The sequence below is a fragment of the Mesorhizobium sp. M7D.F.Ca.US.004.03.1.1 genome (assembly GCF_003998635.1).
Lineage (GTDB): Bacteria > Pseudomonadota > Alphaproteobacteria > Rhizobiales > Rhizobiaceae > Mesorhizobium > Mesorhizobium loti.
Genome location: NZ_RZQG01000713.1, coordinates 1 through 3,162 on the forward strand (window position 1 = coordinate 1; position 3,162 = coordinate 3,162).

Here is a 3,162-nt window from a genome sequence, read left to right on the forward strand (position 1 = left end):
CCCGGGGACTGGCGGGAGGTCTTGCTCTACCGCCCTGTTGCCACGTCGTCGGCGATGTTCGAATCCATGGGCCGGAAGGTGGTCATCAGCGGGGTGCAAGACATCGACCTCGACAGATCCTGCTCGTTTCACGAGGCCACCTGGCCCTGCGGAGAGCGTGCACGCGCCGCTTTCAATTCCTGGCTGAGGGGACGCGCGCTGAAATGTTTCGTGCCGCCGGACGTCGAGCGTTTTGCCATCGCCGCACCGTGCAGCCTGGGCAAGCAGGATGTCGGCGCCTGGCTTGTCTCCAACGGCTGGGCCATGGCGCTGCCGAGCGGTATCTACGGCAAAGCGGAGGCGACAGCCAGGGATGCGGAGATGGGCATATTCGGGCCTGCACAATAGCTGGTTGCTCAGCTCCTGATATTTTGTTTGTCAACCGTCACGGGCGCAGCTTTCCCTGGGACAGACCGATTTCGTCCGCGACCTCGACGAGATCATGCCGCCGATGCATCAAATTGGAAGGTTCCTCGAAACCGAATTGCAGCACGCCGGCTCTATACCAGCCCATCCACAGGAGATCGGCCAGTGACAAAGACAATGGCGACCACCACCGCTCCGGCATGGAAAGGCGTCGCTTGGCTGACCTTTCTGGGAACCACCGGAATTTTGGCCCTTTCCATCGGCCTCAACTATCTGCTCCTGTTCTCGGAGGCGCTGACGCCATTTGGGCGCAGCATGGTCACGGCAATCCTGTTGCCTGTTGTCCTTGGTGTTCCGCTTTTTCTGTTCCTTGGCTTGAAGCAGATCGAGGTCCGTCGCTATCGCCGGGAACTCGACAAGTCGGCAACCTTCGACACCACGACAGGCTGCCTGAACGGAGCGGTCTTCACGTCGATGGTCGAACGAAGAACAGCAAGGCCAGCGGCGCCGGGTCCGGGATCGGGCGCCTTCTTGGTCATCCATTCGGAACATTTGCGGTCCATCAACCTGCGCTTTGGTCTTGAATGGGGCGATGAGGCTTTGCGGCTCGTCGCCTCAACCATACAATCATCGGTGCGCGCGGAAGATCTGGTTGGACGCATAGGCACTTCGATGTTCGGGGTTTTCCTCTCAGGCGCCACCGAAGCGGAAGCCAGGGAAATCGGGGAGCGTATCCGGGCGCGTATCGCGCAAGTTTATTTCGCACCAAAAGGAACCGAGGATGCCCTGATCGTCAAAGTCGGCGGCGTGGTGTTCGACAACCAGGTGGAGTTCGCGGACATGTTCCGGTCCGCCGAGCAGCGCATGGCCGGCATCCAGGACGGAGCGGCGTTTGAACTGACGCACCTCCACAGCTGACAACCGCCGGGGCCAGCGCCGCCGTTCAAACACCAGGGGAATTGTCAGACGCGGCGGCCGCCGTTGACGCGGTAACCCGTGTAGACGCTGCCCAGGTTTCCGCGATGGCGACGATTGCGGCGTTGATCGGCCCGCTCGGGATCGCCGGCATCACCGAAGCGTCGACGATAAAGATGTTGTCAAAACCGTTCAGCCGCAGGTCAGCGTCGACGACGGCGTCGGCATCACGACCCATCCGGCATGTGCCAGCCGGATGATGATGGGTGGAAGCGGCCCTGGCGATGAAGGCATCGAGCTCATCATCGGACTGAACCGGTGCGCCCGGCAGGATCTCCGCATCGCGCCATTCGTCCAGAGCCGCATGATGGCCGACCATGCGTGCCCGCTTCAACGCCATCCTGAAGACCGTGCGGTCGTGTTCGGTTTCGAGATAGTGCGGATCGATGAGCGGCGCATCGTTACGGCCCGGCCCGCTTGGGGCGATGCGCCCGCGGCTTGTCGGATGGGTGACGCCGCACAGGATCGTGAAGGCGGAGCCATAGGGCGGGGCGTTCAGGCCCTCGGCCGCTGACGGAGCGACGACGCAGGCGAGCACGATGTCGGGGCTTCCCGTGGAACGGGTAGGGTCGTCACCATGCAGGTACATCAGCGATTCGGAATGCTGCAGGCGCGACGGCGGCACCGGCTTTTTCGTGCTGTAGACATTTCCAAGAGCCAGCAGATGGTCCTGAAGGTGGCGGCCGACATCGTGTCGATCGGCAAGACAGCGTATGTCAGCCTGCTTGAGGGTATCGGGACAACCAATGCCTGACCGCATGAGGATGAGCGGGGTGGACACGGCGCCGGCGCAAAGGACAATCCGGTCGGCGCAGAGCGTTCTGGTCTCACCCTCGCACACCACGCTCACGCCCGTGACCTTGTGGCCGTTCAACGCCAGATGCTCGACCTCGTGGCCGACGAGCAAGGTCAGGTTCGGCCGCGCCATGACCTGCGGCGGCAGATAGGCGTCGGCGACGCTCAGGCGCCTGCCGTCGCGTATGTTGAGCGAATTGGTGCTGGTGCCGACCAGTTCGCCGCTGTTGTGGTCAGTCAGGCTGGGAGCCCCCATGGCTTGCCCGGCGGCGATGTAAGCACGCACGATCGGACTGACCTCGGCGTCCGGCAGATAGACGTCCAGCGGGCCGCCCTTGCCGCGTGCCGGCCCGTCGAAGGCGGTGAAGGCTTCGCTGCGGATGAAGCCCGGCAACAATCCTAGATAGGACCAGCGCTCGCCGCCGGCTTGTGCCCAGGATTCGAAATCAACGGGATGGCCGCGCACATAGGCCATTGCATGCAGGCAGCTCGAGCCGCCGACGATCTTGCCGCGTGGCCATTCATGGACGCGGTTGGCGGTGAAAGGCTGGGGCACGGTCCGGTAGCTCCAGTCGTAGGCGCGGCCCTGAAGCATCGTCCATTTCAGCGGGTCGGCGATATCGGGATCGGCCGGCATCGCCCCGGCCTCGATGAGGCCGACCTGGCACGACCGGTCTTCACTGAGCCGGCTGGCAACAACCGAGCCGGCGGATCCTGCGCCGATGACCAGCACGTCGAAATGACGTTTCAATTTGAAACTCCCCGCACAGGCTCGACGTCAGAGGCTGATACGATCACGCGGCAAAGGCGCCGGCATTCGACCGTTCCATGATCTGTCTCTGCACGGACAAAAGGTGCGCGCGCATTGCGGCCTCCGCCGCTTCGGGATCGCGCTGCGAGATCGCTTCGGCGATCAGCCGATGCTCGCCGTCGCGCTGGGCGATCCGCTTGGGGCAGGTGGGCGCCGCGGTGCGCGCTACCTTCACC

4 protein-coding genes are annotated in these 3,162 nt (G+C 63.5%); 2 read left to right on the top strand and 2 right to left on the bottom strand.

The window, feature by feature from the left end; translation table 11 throughout:
* Positions 1-387, top strand: a 387-nt coding sequence (locus EN935_RS28475; protein ID WP_164771399.1) for a thermonuclease family protein, incomplete at its 5' end; no start/stop codon positions are given.
* Between the two features lie 195 nt (positions 388-582).
* Positions 583-1,323 carry a GGDEF domain-containing protein gene (locus EN935_RS28480; RefSeq protein ID WP_164757868.1) on the top strand — a complete coding sequence of 247 codons (741 nt, stop codon included), beginning with the start codon at positions 583-585 and terminating at the stop codon, positions 1,321-1,323.
* Between the two features lie 25 nt (positions 1,324-1,348).
* Here the strand turns inward: EN935_RS28480 and EN935_RS28485 are convergent, their stop codons facing one another.
* Positions 1,349-2,926: a GMC family oxidoreductase N-terminal domain-containing protein gene (locus EN935_RS28485; protein WP_164757867.1), complete on the bottom strand. Its 1,578-nt coding sequence runs from the start codon at positions 2,924-2,926 to the stop codon at positions 1,349-1,351.
* 43 nt (positions 2,927-2,969) lie between these two features.
* Positions 2,970-3,162: FCD domain-containing protein (locus EN935_RS28490; protein ID WP_127373858.1), on the bottom strand; the 193-nt coding region annotated here is incomplete at its 5' end.

Coding starts and splice junctions, on each gene's coding strand:
- EN935_RS28480 (WP_164757868.1), top strand. CDS start 583: ATGGCGACCACCACCGCTCCGGCATGGAAAGGCGTCGCTTGGCTGACC.